The organism is Streptomyces sp. NPDC047000, assembly GCF_040644295.1.
Classification (GTDB): domain Bacteria; phylum Actinomycetota; class Actinomycetes; order Streptomycetales; family Streptomycetaceae; genus Streptomyces.
The window spans coordinates 182463-204851 of the sequence record NZ_JBEYWE010000005.1 but is presented as its reverse complement, the minus strand read 5'-3'; the positions used below and the strand labels follow the sequence as shown (position 1 = coordinate 204851).

The 22389-nt window shown below is 68.4% G+C and carries 25 protein-coding genes; 21 read left to right on the top strand and 4 right to left on the bottom strand.

The genetic code is table 11. The features are described 5' to 3' along the window. The first annotated feature begins 11 nt into the window (after positions 1-11). A complete protein-coding gene (locus ABZ862_RS11500) occupies positions 12-581 on the top strand; it encodes a tyrosinase family oxidase copper chaperone (protein WP_360955860.1) in 570 nt (189 codons plus the stop codon). Then, positions 565-1431, top strand: coding sequence for a tyrosinase family protein (locus ABZ862_RS11495; RefSeq protein WP_360955858.1), 867 nt, complete (start codon positions 565-567; stop codon positions 1429-1431). Before ABZ862_RS11500 ends, ABZ862_RS11495 begins: the two co-directional genes overlap by 17 nt. A 66-nt stretch (positions 1432-1497) precedes the next feature. On the opposite strand, the gene ABZ862_RS11490 is transcribed toward ABZ862_RS11495, so the two are convergent. The 3 genes from ABZ862_RS11490 to ABZ862_RS11480 all read right to left on the bottom strand — a co-directional run bounded on the left by ABZ862_RS11490 (position 1498) and on the right by ABZ862_RS11480 (position 3455). Next, positions 1498-1773, bottom strand: coding sequence for a chaplin (locus ABZ862_RS11490; protein ID WP_360955856.1), 276 nt, complete (start codon positions 1771-1773; stop codon positions 1498-1500). A 243-nt stretch (positions 1774-2016) separates the two neighbouring features. Then, a complete protein-coding gene (locus ABZ862_RS11485; protein WP_360955854.1) occupies positions 2017-3072 on the bottom strand; it encodes a DUF6745 domain-containing protein in 1056 nt (351 codons plus the stop codon). A 56-nt stretch (positions 3073-3128) separates the two neighbouring features. Continuing rightward, positions 3129-3455 (bottom strand): hypothetical protein, encoded by a 327-nt coding sequence (locus tag ABZ862_RS11480; protein ID WP_360955852.1) that lies wholly within the window; start codon positions 3453-3455, stop codon positions 3129-3131. A gap of 250 nt (positions 3456-3705) precedes the next feature. On the opposite strand from ABZ862_RS11480, the gene ABZ862_RS11475 reads away from it, so the two are divergent. Genes ABZ862_RS11475 through ABZ862_RS11455 form a run of 5 tightly spaced genes read left to right on the top strand, consistent with a single transcriptional unit; the run spans position 3706 to position 9064 of the window. Beyond that, positions 3706-4671 (top strand): STM4015 family protein, encoded by a 966-nt coding sequence (locus ABZ862_RS11475; RefSeq protein ID WP_360955850.1) that lies wholly within the window; start codon positions 3706-3708, stop codon positions 4669-4671. Between the two features lie 19 nt (positions 4672-4690). Beyond that, the gene (locus tag ABZ862_RS11470) at positions 4691-5872 is read left to right on the top strand and encodes an STM4014 family protein (RefSeq protein ID WP_360955848.1); all 1182 of its coding nucleotides are present in this window, start codon (positions 4691-4693) and stop codon (positions 5870-5872) included. Between the two features lie 17 nt (positions 5873-5889). Then, positions 5890-6696 (top strand): STM4013/SEN3800 family hydrolase, encoded by an 807-nt coding sequence (locus tag ABZ862_RS11465; RefSeq protein ID WP_360956093.1) that lies wholly within the window; start codon positions 5890-5892, stop codon positions 6694-6696. Continuing rightward, on the top strand, positions 6693-8132 hold the full coding sequence (locus ABZ862_RS11460; protein ID WP_360955846.1) for an STM4012 family radical SAM protein: 1440 nt from the start codon (positions 6693-6695) through the stop codon (positions 8130-8132). The genes ABZ862_RS11465 and ABZ862_RS11460 overlap by 4 nt, the downstream gene beginning before the upstream one ends. 17 nt (positions 8133-8149) lie before the next feature. Next, entirely contained in the window at positions 8150-9064 is a 915-nt protein-coding gene (locus ABZ862_RS11455) for an STM4011 family radical SAM protein (RefSeq protein ID WP_360955844.1), read from the top strand. 122 nt (positions 9065-9186) lie between these two features. On the opposite strand, the gene ABZ862_RS11450 is transcribed toward ABZ862_RS11455, so the two are convergent. Continuing rightward, positions 9187-9645 (bottom strand): MarR family transcriptional regulator, encoded by a 459-nt coding sequence (locus ABZ862_RS11450; protein WP_360955842.1) that lies wholly within the window; start codon positions 9643-9645, stop codon positions 9187-9189. A gap of 63 nt (positions 9646-9708) precedes the next feature. On the opposite strand from ABZ862_RS11450, the gene ABZ862_RS11445 reads away from it, so the two are divergent. From ABZ862_RS11445 to ABZ862_RS11380, 14 genes are all read left to right on the top strand, one after another. Beyond that, entirely contained in the window at positions 9709-10077 is a 369-nt protein-coding gene (locus tag ABZ862_RS11445) for a VOC family protein (protein ID WP_360955840.1), read from the top strand. Positions 10078-10495: 418 nt separating this feature from the next. Further along, positions 10496-10792 (top strand): hypothetical protein, encoded by a 297-nt coding sequence (locus tag ABZ862_RS11440; protein WP_360955838.1) that lies wholly within the window; start codon positions 10496-10498, stop codon positions 10790-10792. Next, the gene (locus ABZ862_RS11435) at positions 10789-11565 is read left to right on the top strand and encodes a hypothetical protein (protein ID WP_360955836.1); all 777 of its coding nucleotides are present in this window, start codon (positions 10789-10791) and stop codon (positions 11563-11565) included. Before ABZ862_RS11440 ends, ABZ862_RS11435 begins: the two co-directional genes overlap by 4 nt. A gap of 792 nt (positions 11566-12357) precedes the next feature. Further along, positions 12358-13632, top strand: coding sequence for a RelA/SpoT domain-containing protein (locus tag ABZ862_RS11430; protein WP_360955834.1), 1275 nt, complete (start codon positions 12358-12360; stop codon positions 13630-13632). 297 nt (positions 13633-13929) lie between these two features. After that, complete coding sequence (locus ABZ862_RS11425) at positions 13930-15036, top strand: nucleoid-associated protein (protein ID WP_360956091.1); 1107 nt, start codon at positions 13930-13932, stop codon at positions 15034-15036. After that, positions 15033-16010: a RelA/SpoT domain-containing protein gene (locus ABZ862_RS11420; protein ID WP_360955832.1), complete on the top strand. Its 978-nt coding sequence runs from the start codon at positions 15033-15035 to the stop codon at positions 16008-16010. The genes ABZ862_RS11425 and ABZ862_RS11420 overlap by 4 nt, the downstream gene beginning before the upstream one ends. Next, entirely contained in the window at positions 16007-16630 is a 624-nt protein-coding gene (locus ABZ862_RS11415; RefSeq protein WP_360955830.1) for a hypothetical protein, read from the top strand. Before ABZ862_RS11420 ends, ABZ862_RS11415 begins: the two co-directional genes overlap by 4 nt. Before the next feature lie 371 nt (positions 16631-17001). Beyond that, positions 17002-17853 (top strand): helix-turn-helix transcriptional regulator, encoded by an 852-nt coding sequence (locus ABZ862_RS11410; protein WP_360955828.1) that lies wholly within the window; start codon positions 17002-17004, stop codon positions 17851-17853. 95 nt (positions 17854-17948) lie between these two features. After that, a complete protein-coding gene (locus ABZ862_RS11405) occupies positions 17949-18338 on the top strand; it encodes an ATP-binding protein (protein ID WP_360955826.1) in 390 nt (129 codons plus the stop codon). Between the two features lie 175 nt (positions 18339-18513). Next, entirely contained in the window at positions 18514-19365 is an 852-nt protein-coding gene (locus tag ABZ862_RS11400) for a sigma-70 family RNA polymerase sigma factor (RefSeq protein ID WP_360955824.1), read from the top strand. After that, positions 19362-20183, top strand: a complete 822-nt coding sequence (locus ABZ862_RS11395; protein ID WP_360955822.1) for a protein phosphatase 2C domain-containing protein — start codon at positions 19362-19364, stop codon at positions 20181-20183. Before ABZ862_RS11400 ends, ABZ862_RS11395 begins: the two co-directional genes overlap by 4 nt. A 187-nt stretch (positions 20184-20370) precedes the next feature. Beyond that, positions 20371-20718, top strand: a complete 348-nt coding sequence (locus ABZ862_RS11390; RefSeq protein WP_360955820.1) for a hypothetical protein — start codon at positions 20371-20373, stop codon at positions 20716-20718. Between the two features lie 5 nt (positions 20719-20723). Continuing rightward, entirely contained in the window at positions 20724-22091 is a 1368-nt protein-coding gene (locus ABZ862_RS11385) for an FtsK/SpoIIIE domain-containing protein (RefSeq protein WP_360955818.1), read from the top strand. An 84-nt stretch (positions 22092-22175) separates the two neighbouring features. Then, on the top strand, positions 22176-22388 hold the full coding sequence (locus ABZ862_RS11380; RefSeq protein ID WP_360955816.1) for a hypothetical protein: 213 nt from the start codon (positions 22176-22178) through the stop codon (positions 22386-22388). The last annotated feature ends 1 nt before the right edge of the window (position 22389 follow it).

The following is a 22389-nucleotide window of genomic DNA, read 5'->3' as shown; positions in this document are numbered from 1 at the left end:
AGGAGCGCACGATGGCCGCCCACCGATCCGGCCCGGACCACCCCCCACGTCGCAGAGACCTGGCGAGAGGTCTGCTCGCCACCGCCGCGGCCCTGCTGCTCACCCCTCTGATGACGGCATCACGTTCCCCCCAGGCCGGAACCGGGACCGGAGACGGAACCGGAGCCCGGCCCCGGCCCGGGACGCGGCCCGGAACCACCACCGCGGCCGACGACCTCGCCTTCGCGGAGACGTACCGGGGCCGCCGCATCAAAGGCGTCCGGACACCGGCGGGCCGCACCGCCGAGACGGTGGCCGAGGAGTGGCAGGTCACCGTGGACGGCCGCCCGCTGCACCTGATGCGCCGGGCGGACGGCAGTTGGCTGAGCATGATCGACCACTACCGTTCCTACCCCACGCCCCTCGCCGCGGCCCGTGCCGCCGTCGACGAGATGGGCCCCCGGGAGCGGCTGCGCGACCTCGCGCCCGGCCCCATGGACGACGCCGGCCCCAGGACCGGCGGCCACCACACGCACCTGAACCCGCAGGCACAGGCGCAGGCGCACCGGCCCCTGGGTGGTGACCGTGGCGTACACGCGTAAGGACGTCAGCACCCTCACCCGCACCGAGCGGCGGCGCTTCGTCGACGCGATGCTGGAACTCAAACGGCGCGGCGAGTACGACGAGTTCGTGCGGATGCACCTCGAGTACTACACGTCCGACGGCGAGGACGGCCTGCGCACGGCCCATATGACCCCCTCCTTCCTGCCCTGGCACCGCCAGTTCCTGCTGGACCTGGAGCGGGCGCTGCGCCGGATCGACGCGTCGGTGACGATGCCGTACTGGGACTGGACGCGGGACCGCTCGACGGCGTCGGCGCCCTGGACGGACGACCTCCTCGGCGGCAACGGACGGCGTTCCGACCACCGGGTGACGACGGGACCGTTCGCCTACGCGGCCGGGCACTGGACCATCAAGGAGGGCGTGACCGACGGCAAGGCCCTCACCCGGGACCTGGGCCGCGCCGGGGCCCCGATCGCGCTGCCGACGAAGGCGGAACTGGACCGCGCGCTCGCCGACTCCGTCTACGACGTGTGGCCCTGGGACTCCACGGTGACGAAGGGCTTCCGCAACAAGCTGGAGGGCTGGGGCACCGGCGGCGGCAGCGCGTCCTGGCTCAACCACAACCGCGTGCACCGCTGGGTCGGCGGCGCGATGCTGGGCGGCGCGTCGGTCAACGACCCGGTGTTCTGGCTGCACCACGCGTTCGTGGACCTGCAGTGGTACCGCTGGCAGCGCCGCCACCCGGGCGCCCGCTATCTCCCGGCCCGCGCTCCGGGCCCGTCGGACGAGCAGCACGACCGGGTCGTCGCCCGCGACCAGAAACTGCCCCCGTGGGATGTGACACCGGCGGCCCTGGAGGACGTGAGCCGCGTCTACCGCTACGCGTGACGGACCCGGAGACGGCAGGAGCCCCGGCGCTCGAGGTGCCGGGGCTCCTGCCACACATCAGGTGTCTCAGTGGCCGTAGCCGCCGTCGTGGTGGTGCTGACCGCTGACGTTGGCGCAGGTGTTGCCGAACGCCGGGTTCAGCAGCCCGACGACGTCGATGGTGTTCCCGCAGACGTTGACCGGCACGTGGAGGGGAACCTGGACCAGGTTGCCGGACAGGACACCGGGCGAGCCGACGGCCGCACCATGGGCACCCGCGTCCGCCAGGGCCAGACCGGCCCCACCGAACACCACGGCACCGGTGCCGGCGACGACGACGGCTGCCTTCGCGATGCGAGACATCACGTTCTCCTTCTGCACTCGGAAACTGCGACGGCAGGACGCGCCGTCGCACTCCCCGTTCAACGCGCCGGAGCGAACCGGGTCACGGCACACACCCGGATCATCCTCACCGAACAAAGAATCTGCCCGGACCGCTCACCCGCACCCGGCGAGCGGGAGCCGGGCGTGCGCCGCACCATCGAAGGCCAGGGCCAGGGCCAGGGCCAGGGCCGGCGTGACGGCCGTGCCGCGCGGAAGGACACCTCACGTCTGCCGCTGCGGCACGTACTCCTCCTCGGTCAGGCCGAAGGTCCAGGCGACGCCCTCGCGGGCGGTGCCGGTGCGGGGCGGGACGCGGAGCCAGTAGGTGCGGTGCGTGCCGTCCGGTTCCGGGGTGGAGTTGACCACCTCGACCATCACCAGCGGCTCGTCGCCCTCCAGCGTGATCCGCCACAGCACCCCGGCCTCGTCCCGCTGCAAGGGCTCCGCACCGGAGTCCGCGAGGTAGCGGTCGTAGCCGTAGTGCTCCAGCATCACGCGGCGCAGCTCCGCGTTCTCCTCCTCGCGGATGCGCCGCGGGGTCAGGCCGGCCAGACCGTTCAGGAACTCGGCGGGGACCGGCATGCCGTGCCAGGCGTACAGCGCGAAACCGTCCGGGTAGGCCAGTGCCGGACCGTCCGCGCGGTCGAGCCGGCCCGCCTCGTCGCGGTGCAGCTCCAGCGGGCGTTCCGAGACGATCGCCGTCCTCTCGTACGGCCACCACCAGCCCGCGGTCCGCGCGACCGCGGCGATCCCGGCCAGCCCCTCCGCGCCCTCCTGGCCGTCGAAGGCCGCCAGCCACGGCGCGTCGTGCTGGCCCGGTGCCGCGTCCGCCAGGACGATCCGGGTCGCGAGCTCCGTGCCCGGCGCGCCCGGGGACTCGGCCACGCCCGTGCGGATGCGGCCGGTCAGCAGGGACGTGGTGTCCCACAGCTGAGCGCCCGTCATGGCCCAGTGCGCGGCCCAGGCCGCCGGGCCCAGCCGACCGGAGACCCGCTTGCGGGCCTCGGCCCACGGCCGGGTGCGCACCTCGTCGAGGACGCCGGGGCCCGTCGTGCCCTCGGCCGTCAGACGTGCGGCCAGCACCGCTCCCTCGAGGGGCGAGCCCGCCCACACGATGTGCTGCGGCTCGGCCAGCCCCGCCAGGCGGTAGGCCAGCCGCACGCCCTCCTCCGCCGCCGCGCGGTCCGCCGGACCGGTCGCCGCGGCGACCGCCCGCCACACCGCCGTCACGTCCGGCACCTTCGCCGCGTGCTCCCCGGTCTCCGCCGACGTCGTCATCGTTCCGCTCCCCGTCTTCCTCATCCGCGTCCCCGCCCTCCCCGGCCCCGTCTTCCTCAGTCCGCCACGATCCGTACCGCGCCCGGCGTGTACTCCCGCTGCCGCACCACCCGGTACCAGCCCTTCGGCAGCGGTATCGCCGCGTGCTCCTCGTGCACCACCCGTCCGCCGTCGGGGAGATGGAGGTACGCGGCACCGAACAAGCCCGTCTCCCGGACCAGGGTGCCCGGCCCCACCACCGCGTGGGCGTGCCCGGTGACCTCACCGAGGGCCAGGACGAGCCTCCCCCGGGCGTCCCGGGGCTGCCGCGGCAGCCGGTCCGCGCCCGGCGGCACGTCGGCCTCCGCGACGGGCACGATCAGGACGTCCCCCTGCCGGTACATACGTGTCTCCTCTCGCCGTCGGCGCACTGCGCCGAAGCGGTCCATGTCCACACCGACGACGCTACGGGGTGGGTCTGACAACGGGCCCTCGGACGAGAGTCCCGAGAGCCCCTGGCGGTCCCGCCGATCCCGCCGATCCCGCCGGTCCCGGAAAGCCGGACACCGGGCCCGTGATGTCAGTGCGGCTTGGTAGAAATCTCACAGGCAGCGCACCATGACCTGATCCCGTCCGCCGCAGGAGGCCCCCAGCATGTCCAACGTCCGGCATCTGAAGGAACTGCACGGCCTCCCGGCCTTCGACTTCCCCCCGCCCGGCGTGGAGAAGGACCTGCCGGAGGCGGGCGCGGTGGCCTGGCGGCTGGCCACCGATCCCTACGGAAGCGGTGACGGCGGTATGGAAGGGACGTACCCCGAGCTGTGGGACCGCTTCACCGCTTCGGTCGACCTCACGGCTGTCCGCGCCCTCGTCATCGGACTCTGGGACGAGCCGTACGAAGCCGACTCCGGTGTCGTGGTGCAGCGGCTGGTCGACGCCCGGGACCGGCTGACGAGCCTGCGCGCCGTCTTCGTCGGGGACATCGAGATGGAGGAGGCGGAGATCTCCTGGATCGAGCAGTCCGACGTCACCCCGGTCCTCGACGCCTTCCCCCGGCTGGAGGAGTTCGGGATCCGCGGCGGCACCGGGCTGCGTTTCCCCGCCGTCCGGCACCAGCACCTGCGCAGCCTGCGCATCGAGGCAGGCGGCCTGCCCGGCGAGGTGGTGCGCGGCATCGCCGCGAGTGAACTGCCCGCGCTGGAGAGCCTCGAGATATGGCTCGGCGTGGAGAACTACGGAGGTGACGCCACGGTCGCCGACCTTGCCCCGATCCTCTCCGGCGGACGGTTCCCGGCGCTGCGTCACCTCGGCCTGCGCAACAGCGAGATCCAGGACGAGATCGCCGCCGCGGTCGCCTCCGCGCCGGTAGTCGCCCAGCTCGGCACGCTGGACCTGTCTCTCGGCGTGCTCTCCGACGAGGGACTCATGGCGCTGCTCGACGGCCAGCCGCTCACCCATCTGACCCGGCTGGACCTCCGCCACAACTTCGTCACGGAGCCGGTGGCCGAGCGGTTCCGGTCGGCGCTGGCCCCGTCCGGCGTCGAGGTCGACCTGTCCGAGCAGGGCGATTCGTGGGAGGACGACGGCGTCGTCCACCGCTTCACCGCGGTCGCGGAATGACGACGAGGAGGCGGCGGTCATGAACTCCGGCCCCGCGTTCGCCGTCGTCGGCAATCCGGAGAACCGCCGTACGACGATGTTCGCCGACGCCGTCCGGGCTGCGGGACACGCCCGGCCGAGGGTCGTGGCGTGGCACGACGTGCTGCGCGGACGGTTCGCGTTCCGGCCCAGGGAGTACGTACGGCTCGACTCCCCGGGGGAGAACCCCGAGGTGGACCGGCTGCTCCGGGACATCGACGACCCGACCCGGGTGGAGGGCACGGCCCTGTGGCACCGGCGTTTCACGGCGGCCGTACGGGAGGTGACGGACGCCGCCCGGCGGGCGGGCGCGGTGGTGTCCGCCGACGCGGACGACGTCGCGGCGCTGTTCGACAAGCGGCGCTGCCACGCCCGGCTCGCCGCCGCCGGGGTCCCGGTGCCGGCGGCCGTCACGGGCCGGGACGGTGGCCCGGTCGGCGGCTGGGAGGAGCTGAGGGAGCGGCTGACGCAGGCGCGCGTCACGCGGGCGTTCGTGAAACTCGCGCACGGTTCGTCGGCCTCCGGCGTCGTCGCGCTCTCGGCGGCGGGCCCCGGCCGGGTCCGTGCGACGACCTCCGTCGAGACGGCTCCCGACGGCCGCCTCCACAACTCCCTGCGGGTACGGCGGTACGACACGGAACCCGAGGCCGCCGCCCTGATCGACGCCCTCGCCCCGGACGGCCTGCACGTCGAGCAGTGGGTGCCCAAGGCCTCGCAGGACGGCCGCGCGGCCGACCTGCGGGTGGTCGTGATCGCCGGCCGCGCCACCCACGCCGTCCTGCGGACCAGCCGTCACCCCATGACCAACCTGCACCTCGGCGGCACCCGCGGCGACCTCGGCGCGGCCCGCGAGGCGATCCGTGCGGCGGGCGGCCGTCTCGAGGAGGCGCTGGAGATCGCGGAACGGGCCGCCGCGTGCTTCCCGGGCACGCTGTGCGTCGGCGTGGACGTGCTGCCGTACACCGGCTGGCGCCGTTTCACCGTCGGCGAGGTCAACGCCTTCGGCGACCTGCTGCCCCGGCTGACCGGCCTGCCGGGCAGCGGCGCCGAGGGCCTGGACACGTACGCCGCGCAGGTCGCCGCCGCGGCGACGCGGACTTCCGCACCGGCAGGCGCCGGCACCGCACCGGCAGGCGCCGACACGGCAGGCCCCGGTACCGCAGTACAAGGAGTGCCGTCATGACGACACCGCCCGTCGACATGAACCAGGTCGTGGGCACCCACGACCTCCTCATGGTCACCCTCGACACCCTCCGCCACGACGTGGCCCGGGAACTGGCCGCCAACGGCCGCATCCCGAACCTCGCCCGGCACCTGCCCGGCGGTGTCTGGGAACGCCGGCACGCGCCCGGCAGCTTCACCTACGCCTCCCACCAGGCGATGTTCGCCGGTTTCCTGCCCACCCCGGCCGCGCCCGGACCGCACCCGCGCCTGTTCGCCGCCCGCTTCGAGGGCAGCGAGTCCACCGCACCGGACACCTTCGTCCACGACACCCCCGACCTGGTGTCGGGCCTCGCCGCCGTCGGCTACCGCACGGTGTGCATCGGCGGCGTCGGCTTCTTCAACAAGCGGGGACCGCTGGGCTCGGTCCTGCCGGGGCTGTTCCAGGAGAGCCACTGGGAGCCGGAGTTCGGGGTGCCGTCCCCCACGTCCTTCGAGGCGCAGGTGGCCCGCGCCGAGAAGGTCGTCGCCGGACTCCCGCACGAGCAGCGGCTGTTCCTCTTCGTGAACGTCTCGGCGCTGCACCAGCCCAACTGGTTCCACCTTCCCGGCGCCACCCGTGAGTCGGGCGACACCCGGGCGTCCCACGCCGCGGCCCTGGAGTACGTGGACCGGCACATCGGACGGCTCTTCGCCGCCGCGCGCAGCCGCCGCCCGTGCTTCGCCGTCGTCTGCTCCGACCACGGCACCGCGTACGGCGAGGACGGCTACACCGGCCACCGCATCGGCCACGACGTCGTCTGGACCGTGCCGTACGCCCACTTCTTTCTCGACGAGGACCGATGACCACCGGCACCACCCCCGCCCCCACCGGCACCACCCCCGCGCCCACCGGCACCACCGGCGCGTCCGCCGACCACCCGCATCGGAGTGAGCCCGCCGTCCGCCCCTACCAGAACTACGTCTACGCCTACCCCCACAAGACCGCCTACCGCCCCCTGCCCCCCGCGGACGCCGCCCTGCGCACCCTCTGGGCGGACGAGCCCAAGGACGCCCTCTCCCTCTACTTCCACATCCCCTTCTGCGAGGTCCGCTGCGGCTTCTGCAACCTGTTCACCCGCATCGGCGCCCCCGACGGCCTGACCACCGCCTATCTGGACGCGCTGGAGCGCCAGGCGACGGCGGTGCGCGAGGCGCTGGGCGACGGGGCGGGGTTCGCCAACGCGGCCTTCGGCGGCGGCACCCCGACGTTCCTGACGGCCGCCGAACTGGAGCGGCTGTGCGATCTCGCCGAGCACCGTCTCGGCGCCGACCTGACGGCGATACCGCTGTCCGTCGAGGCGTCGCCCGCCACCGCGACCGCCGACCGGCTGGCCGTACTGGCGGCGCGCGGCACGACACGGCTGAGCCTGGGCGTGCAGAGCTTCGTCGACGCGGAGGCCCGTTCCGCCGTACGCCCGCAGCGCAGGCAGGACGTCGAGGCGGCGCTCGGCAGGATCCGCGACGCGGGCATCCCGGTCCTGAACATCGACCTCATCTACGGCATCGACGGCCAGACCGAGGAATCCTGGCGCCGCTCCCTCGACGCGGCCCTCGCCTGGCGCCCGGAGGAGCTGTACCTCTACCCCCTCTACGTCCGCCCCCTGACCGGCCTCGGCCGCCACCACGCGGGCGCCGCGACGGCGCACCCGGAGAGCGACGCCGACTGGGACGAGCGGCGTCTGCGCCTGTACCGCCGGGGCCGTGACCACCTCCTCGCCCACGGCTACGAGCAGGTGTCGATGCGCATGTTCCGCCGCACCGACGCCCCCGACACCGGCGCCGGGGACTACGCCTGCCAGACCGACGGCATGGTCGGCCTCGGCTGCGGCGCCCGCTCGTACACCTCCGAGCTGCACTACTCCTTCGACTACGCCGTGGACATGCGGCAGATACGCCGCATCGTCGACGACTACACGGCCCGCGGCACCGACGGCTTCCGCCACGCCGACTTCGGCCGGCACATGGACGCGGAGGAGGCCAGACGCCGCCACCTCCTGCAGTCCCTGCTCCAGGCGGAGGGCCTGCCGGCCGAGGACTACCGCGCCCGCTTCGGCACATCGGCCACCGAGGACTTCGCCGCCGAGTTCGACCGCTTCGCCGCCCGCGGCTGGCTGGACGACTCCGTGGCCCCCGGCATCCTCCGCCTCTCCCCGGAGGGCCTGGCGCACTCGGACGCCCTGGGGCCGGAGCTGTTCTCGGCGGCCGTACGGGAGCACATGGCCACCTACGAGACGAAGTGACGGAGGGCGCGGCCCCGATGGACCTGACGATCCTCTACCGCGGCCCGCTGGCGTCGTGCGACTACGACTGCCCGTACTGCCCCTTCGCCAAGCGCCGGGACAACCGCGCCCGGCTGACGGCGGACCGCGCGGCCCTGACCCGTTTCGCCACCTGGGCCACGGCGTACCGCGACGGTCACCTCTCCCTCCTCTTCACCCCCTGGGGCGAGGGCCTGGTCCGCTCCTGGTACCGCCGCACCCTCACCGAGCTGAGCCATCGGCCGCACATCCGCCGCGTGGCGATCCAGACGAACCTGAACTGCCGCACGGACTGGCTCGCCGACGCCGACCCGGACACCCTCGCCCTGTGGTGCACCTTCCACCCCGGCCAGACGCCCTACGACCGCTTCCTCGCCAAGACCCGTGACCTGGCCGCCCGGGGCGTCCGGCACAGCGTCGGCATCGTGGGCCTCCCCGAGCACCTGGCACCGGCGCGCCGCCTCCGCGAGGACCTGCCCTCCCACGTCTACCTGTGGGTCAACGCCGCCGAGGGCCACACCTACACGGACCCGGAGGCCGCCGACTGGACGGCCCTGGATCCCCTGTTCCCCTACAGCCGTCACCCGCACCGCAGCGCCGGCCTGCCCTGCCGCACCGGCGAGTCGGTGATCTCGGTGGACGGCGAGGGCACGGTCCGCCGCTGCCACTTCGTGCCCGCACCCCTGGGCAACCTCTACGACGGCTCCTACCGGGCCTCCCTGCGCCCCCGCCCCTGCCCCCTCACCCACTGCGACTGCCACATCGGCTACGTCCACCTGGAGACCCTCCCCCTGTACGACGTCTTCGCGGGCGGCGTCCTGGAACGCGTCCCGGCCGTACGGCCACCCGAAGCCGCCGCACCCCTGGAGAGGTCGGAAGGCAGGCAGCATCTGAGCAAGAATTCATCTGCGTGAGATGCCAACCGCTCTCAGGGTGACCGGCGACGGAGTTCAAGGGCAGGGCGGCCGACGTGAGTACGAAGCCCTGGCCCGGGACGTGGCCGCGGTACCCGGCGGAGACGGACCCGGGGAACGGGCTATGCGTCGCCCTCGCCGTCGTTCAGGGAACGGATCATGCTCCGCAGGATCCGGAACGCGTCCGCCTGCTCGTCCCCGGTCATCCCGGCCAGCATCCTGACCTCGACGGACCGGACCGCCACGGTCGCCTTCTCCAGGCTCCGCCGGCCGCGGGCCGTGAGCCGCGCGGGGAGCGCCTTCCCGACGGGCGCCTCCGCGGGCCTGGTCACGTAGCCGTCTCGTTCCAGCGCCTGGAGCAGCACGTTCATCGACTGCCGTGTCACGAACGCGCCGCGCGCGAGTTCGGAGTTCGACAGGCCCGGCCGTTGAGCCAGCAGTTCGAGGCAGGAGTAGTGGGTCACGCTCATCCCGAGCGGCCGCAGCACCTCCTCCATGGCTGCGCGCAGGGCACTCGAAGCCTCCTTCAGCAGGTAGCCCAGTGACTTGTCCAGGTCGACGCCGACGCCCTTTTGACTCATGTCAGCATTCTGACATACCTTGCTCCGTGTCAGGAATCTGACACACAGGGAAGGAGCATCATCATGCCCGTCACCGGCCCCGACTTCATCTCGCTCCAGGCGCGCGACCTCGACGCCTCGCAGGCGTTCTACGAGCGGTACCTCGGCCTCGTCCGCTCGCCGGCCGGACCGCCGCACGCCGTCGTCTTCGATACCAGGCCGATCGCGTTCGCACTCCGCGACATCGTTCCCGGCACCGATCTCGCATCCGTCGCCCAGCCCGGCATCGGTGCCGCGATCTGGCTCCACGCCACCGATGTCCAGGCCATCCACGACGCTCTCGTCGCCGACGGCCACACCATCGTCTCCGCACCGGTCGACGGCCCCTTCGGCCGGACATTCACCTTCGCCGACCCCGACGGCTACCAGGTCACCCTCCACGACCGCACCTGACGAACCGCACGGTCCGGACGATCACCGTTCCCTGAAGACCGCCGGTTGCGCCCGAGGTGTGGGAATCCGGGCGGCATCCATCGGCTCCTCGCAGGGAACCGCGCAGACCGGTCCGGCGCGTCGACGCCAGGACGGAGGCCGGGAACTTCCGGCGGCGACGCCTTCTCCACCACCCTCCGCCACCCTCCGCTACGCCGGTCTGTGGCCGGAGGGGGCCACCCCACTCCACGTCAGCGCCCCCATCGCTCCCGTGCAGCCCCTCCGGCGAGCCCGCTGAACCGCGCTTGCCCGGCAACAACTCCCTCGTGTTCGCAGGTTGCCCACGAACGAAATCGTCGAGACGCGTGCCGTCGGCCGGAGCCAGGACGTCCGGCAGTGGTGGCACCGGAACAACTGCACTGTGAGGTATTTAGGTACTATGGCCGCGGAGGTGTTGACGATGACGACGGCGGCGAAGTCGGTACGCCAGTCCCCGCTGAAGGTGGACCCGGCGACGGACAAATTGATCAGTCAAGGCGCTCATTTCCTGGGGCTGACGAAGAAAGACCTGGTGGCCGAGGCTGTCCGGGTGTATCTGGAGCAGCGCCGGGAGGATCTACGGGCCGGCATGGTGGAGGCGCTCAGTGTGCTTGACGGCTCGCTGAAATCAGATGTGATGCTGCTGACCGGGCTGACTGCGGAAGAGATCGACGCGGTGGGGGGAATCGAGGAATGAGCGGACCCGGCCCGCTGCGTCCGGCCCGCCCGACGCTGCGCTGTTTACGCGAGGATCTGCTCCTCGCGGTGCCGCCGGTCACGGTGCCGCTGGACGAGATCGACCACCCGGTGCTGGCCAAGGCGTCCGAGCAGTTCGCGGACGAGGACGGCAAGCACGAACGCATCCGGTCCGTGGACGACCAGGTGCTGTTCAAGGTCAAGGTGCAGCGATGGCGCGGCGCGGTATGGCTGGACGCCGATCTGCCGTGGCTGGTCGCGGCGGGTCGGCGTGAGGACGGCTCGGGCGATGACTTCTACGCAGCCCTGGAGGCCGACGGCCGCGCCGTCCGGGCTCGCTACAACGCGGAACATCCCGACGGACTGAAGACCGCGACGCACACTGCTCACCTCCTGCCCGCGCGCGAGGACCACGTCCGGTACCGCGCCGAGGCCGGTGTCCGCTTCGTGCGCCGCCTGCGGGCGACTCTGCTGGACCTGGCACACGCCACGCTGCGTGACGGCCGTGAGCACACGCGCGAGTTCGACACCTTCACCCTTGGCCTCCAAGTGCGTGCGGACGACGGTCACGAGACCTACCTCGCCGTCCGGATCACCGGCTCCGTACCGCCGAACCTGACCGTGCTGATCCTGCGCAACGTCCCTGGCTGCGAGGCTGAGGGCTGGTATCCGGAATATGCCCTTCCTGAGCGAGACCTGCTCCCGGCCGAACAGGCGTGGTCCAACCTCATGGACCCCCGTGCGGCTGCCCAGGTGCTGGACGAGGAGCGGTAGTCGGGCATCCGTCGGCTCGAGCCGTGATCCTGATGGCGGGCATTGACGATCGTGGACGGTCAAGGCGGTTGCCCTCGCGGCGCTGTGCGTCCGCACATCGAAGAACCCCTCACGCGTTTCCACAGGTGAGGGGTGGTGGGCGCCCCCGGCAGGACTCGAACCTGCGGCCAAGCGCTTAGAAGATGCGGGCACCGCCCTGCGGCGCCCTCCGCTCGGCTGGCGCCGTCACCGTGACCGACCGCTGACGGCCACCGCCGTCCGCCGTCGTTGCCGTCAGCACTGCCGTCACTGCCGCCACCGTCTACGGCTCGGGACGGCCTTCGAGGTGGCTTGTCTGAGCCTCAGCCGACGACAGTCAGCCACGACGGGGGGTGCGCCGGCCGATCACGCACGCGTGTGCCTCGCTACACCCCCACTGGCCTCAGCCACGCTGCCGGTGCCGTCGACCACAGCAAGGTACGACGGCTGGCCCGTGACAACGGCGCCTGAGCCCTCAGCTTGGGAAGCTGCGAGCATTTGGGACCAGTTGTGATCACTCACCTGGACTGACTTGGCTCTAACCCTGCCGAACAGGGTTGCCTTCACCGCGGTTCCCCGGCGTTCCCCGTCCCATCTGGTGACGTAGTGGTGCGGAATGACGAGCTGGAGCCGAACGTTGATCATCTGCGGATCGTGTTGCCAGGGCTGCGGCTATGGTCTCAATCATGGGTCGGCTTCCGAGATTCAGTTGCGCAGCAAAACCCCCTTACGGCATTCTGGCTCGAGATCACATGGTGAGACGGGCGAGGATAAATGAACTACATCGAACAATTCATCGACCGGTACACGAAAGAGTACGATTTCTACAGCAAGGCGGCGGTTCTAGTTGCGCAAATCCTCGAAAGTGACCTCCGTTCATCCGGCATTCGTTGCATTGTAAGTCACCGAGCCAAAGACGTTGAACGACTCAAAGATAAATGCATTCAGCGGGATGCTGAGAAAAAATACGAATCCGTAGATCACATCTTTGAGGATATTGTCGATCTGGCGGGTGTTAGGGTTGCCCTCTACTTCCCGAAGGAGCAGGAGCAAGTCGACAAGGCGATCGTGCGCCTTTTCGATCAATGGGACACCAAGCGGAATTTCCCTAGCGCCGACAAAGCTACCCCAAACCGAAGATTTTCTGGTTATTCAGCGGTGCACTATCGCGTACAACCTAAAGAAAAATTCATCGGTGACGCGGACAAGCGGTACCTGAAGGCGCGAGTGGAAATCCAAGTGGCGTCAGTGCTTATGCATGCTTGGTCGGAGGTGCAACACGACCTTGCCTACAAGCAGATGGCGGGCGATCTGTCCGGGGAGGAGCATGCCATCCTCGACCAGTTGAACGGGCTAGTGATCGCCGGTGAAATCTCTCTGAGACTTCTTCAGGAAGCTGGCGAAGCTCGCGTGGCGCGTAATGGCGCCAAGTTTTTGAACCACTATGAGCTTGCCGCACATCTACTGCGGCATGCCCGCGAGTCCCTTACGGAGCCTGTCGGTGACTCGGGACTGGGAAAAGTCGATGATCTTTTCGCGCTGCTTAGACGACTGAATAAGACGAATCCTGAGGAACTGGAGAAGTACCTAGAATCCCTGCATGGTGCAGTCGAGGAACGACCCTTGGCGGAGCAAGTGGTGGATGCATTACTCGCAGAGGATCCGTCACGTTACGCCATTTACGAAGATATTCGCAATGCTTCTCAGTCGGGGAAAGTAGAGATCTCCGGTCCTGAGCGTGAGGCGAGCGCTATGATGCAATTCATGCGCAATTGGGTGGATCTTGAAGGAACCCTCAAGGACTTGGCCAAGCGCGCTGGCGTCTCTCAGCGTCCAAATGCACCCGTGAATCACCTGCTCAGGATTCTAGAATTGCCGCTTGGAATCGCGGAGGAAATTGACCTTCTCCGCTCCATGAGGAATGACGTCGTACATTCAAGGCGAGACTTTTCCGTAGCCGCCCTCGACGATGCGGTAAAGCGCATTCAGCAAATCGTCGCGTTCCTCAAGGATGGCGGACACGGTTCCCCTCTGGCCCTAGAAGGGTGACGCTGGATGACGACAAGAATCGATAGCCTGTTCGATTTGTGCGCTACGGCGTAGGCCCGGACGATCGGGCTGGTTGCTAAGGCTCTCAGTCTTGGCGAATACCCGTCCCGCGGCCTCCCCATCCTTGTCGCGGTGTGTCACCATACGTGTACGCGTGCCGTTGGCACTACCGCCTATGAGCCTGTGTCGCAGCGACACGGCGCGCCGGGGAATGTCGACTGCCAGCCAGTAGGCTGAAGAACGAACTGCGGGTGGGAAGCGTTGCGGAAAGACTTCGGCGACCTCGTCATTGACCAGGTGATCGTGCACGTTGTGCCGCAGCGTAGACGGACTGATCCCAACGAATCGATTCCCCTGAGTCAAGCTCCATGCAACTTGAACCACGACGTGCGTACCGCGCTTCAAGCGCGTCTGAGAGGGGTTCTTGCCCTTAGCGGGAGAGAGATAGTCGAGAATCCAGACTCGAAATCATCGCTTCCCGACTACGTCTACGCCTTTTTGACCGGAGAGACTAACCTTGTCGACGTTTCCATAGACCTGGTTCACCTTCTACGGAGCAGTCAGTCGGGCGTAAACTCTGCCGGATTGCTTTTCGTGGCAGATGCTCGATTAAGTGATCAAAAAGCTCTACTAATTGTCAAGCTTGAGCAAGAAACTGGGATGCAGGCGACTGAAACAATCGTTAACGGATTGCGCACCTTCGACGTGAAGTATCTCGCAGATCTCCTGCTTACGGAAAGATCGAAGATCCATAAGGTGGCGCTCTTCTCTGAGAATGGAATCAGCGAAGACAGGATTGAAGGTTGGGCGGCAGACCGTCAGTTGGCCGGAAAAATGGCGGTCTTCTTCCTTGAGCGATTTTTGGGCTGCCAGCAGAAAAATGAGCCGCGCGAAGTAACTCGACGCTTCCATGACGCTGCAATCGAGTGGATTAACTCTTATGTCACGGATCCCGACATCCGTATTAACTACGTCATAGCCGCATTGGCCGAACTGCAAAGCCCTACGCGCTTTCTCAATCCGGTCACATTTGCGCAACAGCATCTGGACATTGTGCATAGGGACGCATTTATTGAGCATTTGCAAGCTTCCGAGGTTCCTTGTCGCACTTTTGATAAAGACACGGAACACCTTGAAGGCCGCATGAGGAATATGCGCGTTGGTTTTGCTAGTGGCGCATTTATTGTAGCTCCAGTGGGTGACGCGATGGGCGATAATGACGTCATTGTCCTCGAGGACCAAGGTGATGGCATCACCAGCGTTACTGTCACCGGTGCCGTGACGACTGCAACCGCGTATGCACCCCCAGGGGGACGGCGTCGGTCGCGGCGAACGAGCACCGATGAAACTGCCGGCCAGGGCGTTACCGATGGGGACGCACGTGCTCTGGGCGAGACAACATGAACGACGAAGTCTTTGCTCGGTACCGTCGCGAACGTCCGCGGATCGAAATTGCAGCTAAACTGACAGCGGCTCACCTGCGGCGACGAGCTGCACGAAAAAAGATCAACTGCGAGGTTTCGTGTCGGGCTAAAGACATAGGAAGCTTCGTAACCAAGGTGCAGCACAAAAAATACGCTGATCCCTGGGCGCAGGTTACGGACAAAGCTGGTGTGCGGGTGGTGGTGCAGCATGAGGGCCTGCTAGATCCCATGCTCGACTTGGTGCGAGAGTCACTCAACGTAGTTGGCGAACCGGAGGACAACCGCCTCATCGCTGGCGCGGAAGATCGTCTTCAGTACCCGCGCCTGCACGTTCAGGTGATCGCGTCAGGCGACCAGGTGAGCGACGATGGCAAGCCATACGAGTGTGAGATCCAGATTCGGACCGAGGCCGTGGACTTGTGGGCCAGGATGTCGCACAAGCTCATGTACAAGGCTGAGGCGTCAGCCGTACCATCCAATGTCAGACGCTCGCTGTACCGTTTGATTGCTCTGATCGAGCTATACGATCTTGAGGTCCGACGGGGGGTCGAAGCCATGGCGCACTACCCCGATGTTGCCCAGAGTAACCGCCTCTTAGATGAGGCCGAACATCTCTTCCACATGTTTACAGAGCACAGGCCTCGACGAGACCTCTCCGAAGAGGTAGTCGATGTACTGGTGAAAGCTATCCCTGATCCCGCCGCTTACCCGGAACGGCTCGCGAAATTTATTGAAGAGCGGAGAGAAGACCTGAAACGGGCTTATAGGGACTATGGCCCCGAAAGCGACCACTTCTTGCGTCACGGGCGTTACATTCTCGCAAGCCAGCCGGAGAGTTTAATAATTTTTGAACGCCTGTCTAGCTCGAAAATGCTCCTGCAGGGCCGTTGGGTCGATGAACTTCCGGAGTCGATGCTCAATGACATGGCGGATGCCTGGGGAGTGTCTTTGTGAGTCAGCTTAATAAGCCTGAAGCATCAGGTGTTGTCGCAGCTACAGCCATGTTCGTCGAAGTCCTCGTAATTGGCGTTGGTGCGCTCGCCGGGGTTTTCGGCTGTGTAGCTGCTGTTGCTGGTTATGCCAACATGCGAAGAATTGCTACGGTTCTTTCTTCTGCGCCCGCTTCAGCCGTGGGGCTGTCCGCTGCATACGCTTTAGGAATTATTTTTGATCGCGCTGCGGACCATTTGCTCACATCCCCGAGACGACGGCTGCGGCGGCGTTACTTTTCGACCAACTCGTCTTATGATGAAGCCCGCAAGGCTATTCTCGAGTTTCCCCACTTGGTGGCAATGTCAGACTATGCGCGGTCGCGTATGCGGATTTGTCGAGGATGGCTTCTAGACTGCCTGTTGCTGACCTTTGCCGCTTCGTTGCTTATTTGGCGCTTCCCGGTGCAGGATCGGCTAAGTCTTTTTATTGCGGTGATCGTGCTCGGCGGGCTATGTGCTACCGGGTTCTACCTCTGTTGGAGGAGTATCACCGAAACTGGCTATAAGAAGCTCGCACAGCAGGCCTCGCATGTCGCAGCAGGAGTTCCGAGTCAGGGCGGAGGTGTGGCTGCTAACGCGTGAGGTCGATAGAGCGATTTTTTTCCTTGAGTTGCTTTGTTGTGAGTGATTGTGGCCCCGTAAACTTGCGGCGCACTGGGTAGTCGGTGGACCTGCCGGTAAAGTACGAGGTTGGGGCCGTGGTCTCCAAGGTTTATGCCAAAGGGGTTGGCTGGAATCACAGAGCCGACCGCCCCAGCCGCGACGTACTCTTCCTCTCAGATCAGGCGGCTGATTGCTGTGCGCGTGGCACGGGCGCTGGCCGGGCTGGAGCGGGACGGAGGCAGGAGCGCAGGCCCGGCCGGGGGCCGGGCCGCGCGCGGTGAGCGGAGCGAGCCGCCTTGAACCAGTAGAGAAAATTTGAATCATGGTCGTGCTGCTGTAGAACCCTGGGCATGGGGAGTGAGCGGCGGGAGCGGATGGGGGTGCTTGGTGGGCGCCTTCGCGTGCTTCGTACAGAGGCCGGCCTGACGGGTGCCGTGCTGGCGCAGCGGGCTGGAGTGGGGCAGCCGACGGTGTCCAAGGTGGAGACCGGGCGCATGGTTCCGAGTGCTGAGGTACTCGACCGGCTTACGCGTGCCCTCGGGCTCGGCGAGCCGACCGTTCGTGAGGTGCGTGACCTCCTGGCCGCTGTACTGACTGCCGTGGATTCTGACCAGCCGGCAGGCAGCGGAACTGCGTTCGCTACGGCCGTTGATGAAGAGGTTCGGTCTGCTCGGCTGGTGCGGTCGTTCCAGTGTGTGGTTCTGCCGGCCATGCTGCAGAGTGCGGAGTATGCCCGGCACGTCTTTGCCAGTGAGCCGAACTCGACGCCTGAGGTGGTCGGTCGTGCTGTCGCTGGCCGTGTGGAGCGGCAGAGTGTGCTGTATGAGCCGGGGCGGGAGTCGGTGTTCGTGCTGACGGAAGCCGTGTTGCGGACCTGGCCGGGAACCCCGGAACTGATGCTCGCCCAGCTCGACCGGCTGCTGGCCGTGGAGAGTCTGAGCACGGTGCGGCTCGGGGTCATCCCCTGGCGTCGGCCGGTGCCGGTGCTGCCGCGGCACGGGTTCACCTTGTGCGACCGGCGGGCCGTCGTGGTGGAGACGTTCAACGGTGAGCGGGTGTCGGTCGATGCCGCTGAACTGGCCGCCTACGAGGAGACGTTCGAGCGCTTCGAGCGGGCTGCGGTCTTCGGTGGTGAGGTGCGGGAACTGCTGTTGCGGGTGATGAAGGAGTTCCGCGACCTGGGAGACACCGTCACCCATTAGAGGAATAATTCCTCATGATGCCTGGCCTGTTGCTGTCGCCTGGGAATAGTCTGCCGCTGTCTGTCTAGCCCCCTAGACATCGATAGGAGTTCCCCATGTCGTCCGACTGGTGCCGGGCCTTTCCCGGCCTCTCCGAAGAGGTGGCCCATGCCCGTCACTTCGTCTCCGCCCTGCTCTCCGAGCGGGGCCCGGTGGAAGACGCCGTCCTGGTCGTGAGCGAGCTGGCGACCAATGCCGTGCGGCACTCGCTGAGCGGTTCGGCCGACGGCTGGTTCCTCGTGGTCGTCCGCTTCCGCAACGAGCTGGTGCGCATCGAGGTGGTTGACCAGGGCGGCGCGCGTGTTCCTCACCTGTGCGACGTGACCGGTCAGGAGGAGAGCGGCCGCGGGCTGCTGCTCATCGCGGCCTGTGCGAAGGACTGGGGCGTGAAGAATCTGCCCGGCGGCCGTTCCGTCTGGGCCGACCTGGTGCGGGAGAACGCGTGATCCCCCTGCGCGCGGTCGTGCCCGGCGTACGCCTCGTGGGCGGTGGCGGGTGAGCCCTCGGGGTATACCCCGGCGGCTGAGCCGGTTCTACGTAATCAGCGTTCGTACCGGCCGCCGTCTCCCGCCCATTCCGTCTAGGGCCCTAGACTCCTGGTTACTGCTAGGAGGTGAGGTCATGTCGGACGAGCTGCAACGGATCATGGCGATCGGTGATCCGTACCTGCTCCTGCGCGAGGTCACGACCCGGTTGGCCGACGCGCAGCAAGAGGTGACCGAGCTGGCCCGCCTCCGCCGACGCGTGGTGCAGGACCTGCACGCGCAAGGGCTGTCGTACGCGCAGATCGCGGCAAAGGCCGGCCTGAGCCGCGGGCGCATTCACCAGATCCGGCACACCGGCCCGGCACCGGAAGGCGCCTTTCTCGGCCGAGGTGCCGTCACCGTGGCGACCCCGCTGCGGCGTGACGACGAACGCGGGCGGACGGTCGTCGCCGTGGACGACGTCAGTTCCGGCAAGCGCCTGGAGGACCTGGCGCGCTCGTACGGGCTCGACGTCACCTCGGAACACGTGCCGGTCAGCGGTGAGATCGACCTCAACCGGGACGGCCTGGTCGTCGTCTGCGGCCCGCGGATGTCTCAGGAGATGTGGGACACCTACGCGCAAGACCCGGTACTGCACTGGGAACGCGCGGAAGACGGGCCCTGGACGGTGGCGGACCGCCGGACCGGCACCGTCCACCGATCGGGACAGGACAGCGATCCGGCGCGTACCTACGACGTCGGATACCTCGGCAGGCTCTCACGCCCGGACGGCAAGGGCTCCTTGCTCGCCATCGCCGGCATTCACACGCAAGGCTCCCTCGGCGTCGTGCAGCTCCTCGCCTCCGACCTCAACACCCTCTGGGGACAGGTCGGTGACCACCGCTTCTCCACCCTGGTGGGGGTCGAGTACGACCCGGAGACCAGCGAACCGCAGTCCGCCGAACTGCTCTGCCCCCTCTACCGGCACGACGAGGACGCGACAGCGTGAGGATCGCCCTCGCCACACTGCCTGCCACCTTCGGTAGGCCGAACGAGGACTTCGCCGCCGTCGCACCCGGTGCGGCCGTGCTCCTCGACGGGGCGGGCGTCGGCGGGGCCGAGACCGGATGCACACATGGCGTCGCCTGGTTCTCCGCGAGCTTGGGCAGCCTGCTGCTGGCAAGCATCACGGCGCATTCCGCCCGGCCGCTCACGGACTGCCTGGCCGACGCGATGGGCCTCGTCCGGTCCCTGCACGAGGAAAGTTGCGACCTGTCCTACCGGTCCAGTCCGACCAGCACGGTCCTCGCCGCCCGAGCTACTGGGGAAGCTCTGGAATATCTCGTCCTCGGTGACTCGTCCCTGCTCCTGGCCGACCGGGACGGGAGTACGGCCGTCGTCACCGACCGGCGCCTGGACGACGTCGGTAAACGGCTGCGCGGGCCGGTCGACGCGCTGCCCACCGGCACGCCGGAACACTCCGCCGCGCTCGCCGACTATCAGGACGCCCTGACCGGGCTCCGCAACCGGCCGGGCGGCTTCTGGATCTCCGGCCCCGACCCGCGGGCCGCCGAACACGCCCTGACGGGGTCGGTGCCGCTGGGCTCGCTGGCGTCCGTGACGCTGCTGAGCGACGGCGCTACACGACTCGTCGACCGTTTCGAACTCGCCGAGTGGTCAGAGGTGTTGGCTGTCCTCGGCTCGTCGGGGCCGGATGGGCTGATCCGCCGCGTGCGTGAAGCGGAGGCCGGGGACCCCGAAGGTCGGCGCTGGCCGCGCGGCAAGGCCCGCGATGACGCGACCGTCCTTCACTGGCTGCTGCCGTAGCGCCCTCACTCGCCATCCCGGGGACACGTTCGTATACCCCCCTAGACAGTTGATGGGTCGTCGGCTACCTTTGTCGTCAACCCCCCTAGACAGTTGGGGTGGCCCCCTCCTTGTGCTGTCTAGGGGGGTATCCAGACCGAACGGCGCCGATCAGTGAGGGCGCCGACGACCCTGTGAGGTACAGACAATGCGTGTGATCCCCGTGGACACTTCGGCCGCGACGCTCCTCGTGACGAAGCTGCCCGAGGTCAAGGTGAGGGACCGGCAGACCGGAGAGGTCGCCGTCGACCCGGTGACCAACCAGCGGCTCATGACGCTGGAGCTGGTGTTCATCGCGGCCGGCGGCTCGGACATGATCAAGGTCACCGTTCCCGAACAGGGCATCGGTGACGGCCTGACGATGGGCGCGCCGGTCATCCTGCCCGGGCTGGTGGCCCGGCCCTGGGAGAGCGAGTTCGGCGGGCGCGCCCGGCACGGCATCGCCTACCGGGCCGACGCCGTCATGGTCAACGCCCCGGCCGCGGTGCAGGGCTGAGCGCCATGACCGACATCCTGCGGGTGCTGCTGCCCGTCCTGCTGGTCGGGGTCGCGCTGCTGGTGCTGCGGCGTCGTACGCCGGTCCTGTTCTGGTGGCTGGTCGGGTATCCGGTCGTCGCGCTGCGGGTGCTCGCCTCCTACCGGGCGACGATGGACGCCTGCGGCCTGACGGTCCCGGCCTCGGCCGTCCGCCGGGCCACCGCCCGGATGATGGGACGCCAGGCGGCCCCCGTACCGCCACGCCGGTCGTTCCCGCTGCCGACCGGGTCCGGGCTCGTGATGCGGCTGCGCATGGCGGCCGGGCAGGCACCGGAGGACTTCAACGCCTCGGCCGACCGGCTGCGCCACGCCTGGGGCGCCCATGCCGTGCACGTCCGCCCCACCAAACCGGGGACACTCGAACTGCGGCTGGTCGGCTGGGACGTCCTCGCCGACGTGCGGCCCGCCCGGCGGCGGCTGGCGGCCGGTCCGCTCTGCCTGCCGCTGGCGCTGCGGGAAGACGGCCAATGGCACGTACGGGACTTCCGCACCGTGCCGCACGAACTGATCCTGGGCGCCACCCAGTCCGGCAAGTCCGTCTACCTGCGCAACCTGCTCTGCGGCCTGGCCCGGCAACCGGTCGTCCTCGTCGGCATCGACTGCAAATGGGGCGTCGAACTCGCGCCGTTCGCCGCCCGGCTGTCAGCGCTCGCCGACACTCCGGACCGCGCGAACGAACTCCTCGACGTCCTGCTGGACGAGATGGAAGCCCGCTTCCGCCTCATCGGCCTCAGCGGCGCGACCGGTCCCGGCGCCGTCCTCACCTCCGACGTGTGGGGGCTGCCGGAAACGGTGCGGCCGGTGCCGGTCGTGGTCGTCGTCGACGAAGTGGCCGAACTCTTCCTCGCCGCGGGCAAGGACGACGAGAAACGACGGGACGCCATGGTCACCAAACTCATCCGCCTCGCCCAACTCGGCCGCGCCGCCGGCATCTACCTGGAGGTGTGCGGGCAGCGCTTCGGCTCCGAACTCGGCAAGGGCGCCACCATGCTCCGCGCCCAACTCACCGGCCGTATCTGCCACCGCGTCAACGACGAGTCCTCGGCGAACATGGCGCTCGCCGACATCGCCCCTGAGGCGGCGTTGGCCGCCACTTCCATCCCGGCCCAGCGGCCCGGCGTCGCGATCGTCGGGGACTCCTCCGGCGGCTGGTCCCGCGTCCGCTCGCCCCACCTCACCCTCGACGAAGCGGCGGCCGTCTGCCGCGACACCGCCGCCCTCGTGCCGGAACTGCCCCGCCTCGACGCCTTCCGGCCCGTCGTCGCAGTCGAATCGGCCGGGCCGTCCACTCCTGCCGCTGCCGTGCCCACCGCCCGCCCGGTGACCGAGTAGCCGCACCCCCTCTTCCTACGGCCGGTGTGACCGTCTCGCGCCACGTCCCTACCCCCTCCATGCCTGAAACCGGAAGGACACCCCATGTCCCGCCCCACCGTCGCCGAGGTGAGCGCGCTCGTCGCCGACCTGGCCGCATACCGCCGCAACCGCACCCCCGCCGAGTACGCCGCGCTCATGGACCGCAAGGCGGACCTGCTGGAGCGCATCGCCACCCACACGCCCGGTGATGCCGACGCCGCCGAGGTGGCCCGCCTCGCCCGCCAGCGTGCCGACGCCCTCAAGCCCGCCAACTGAC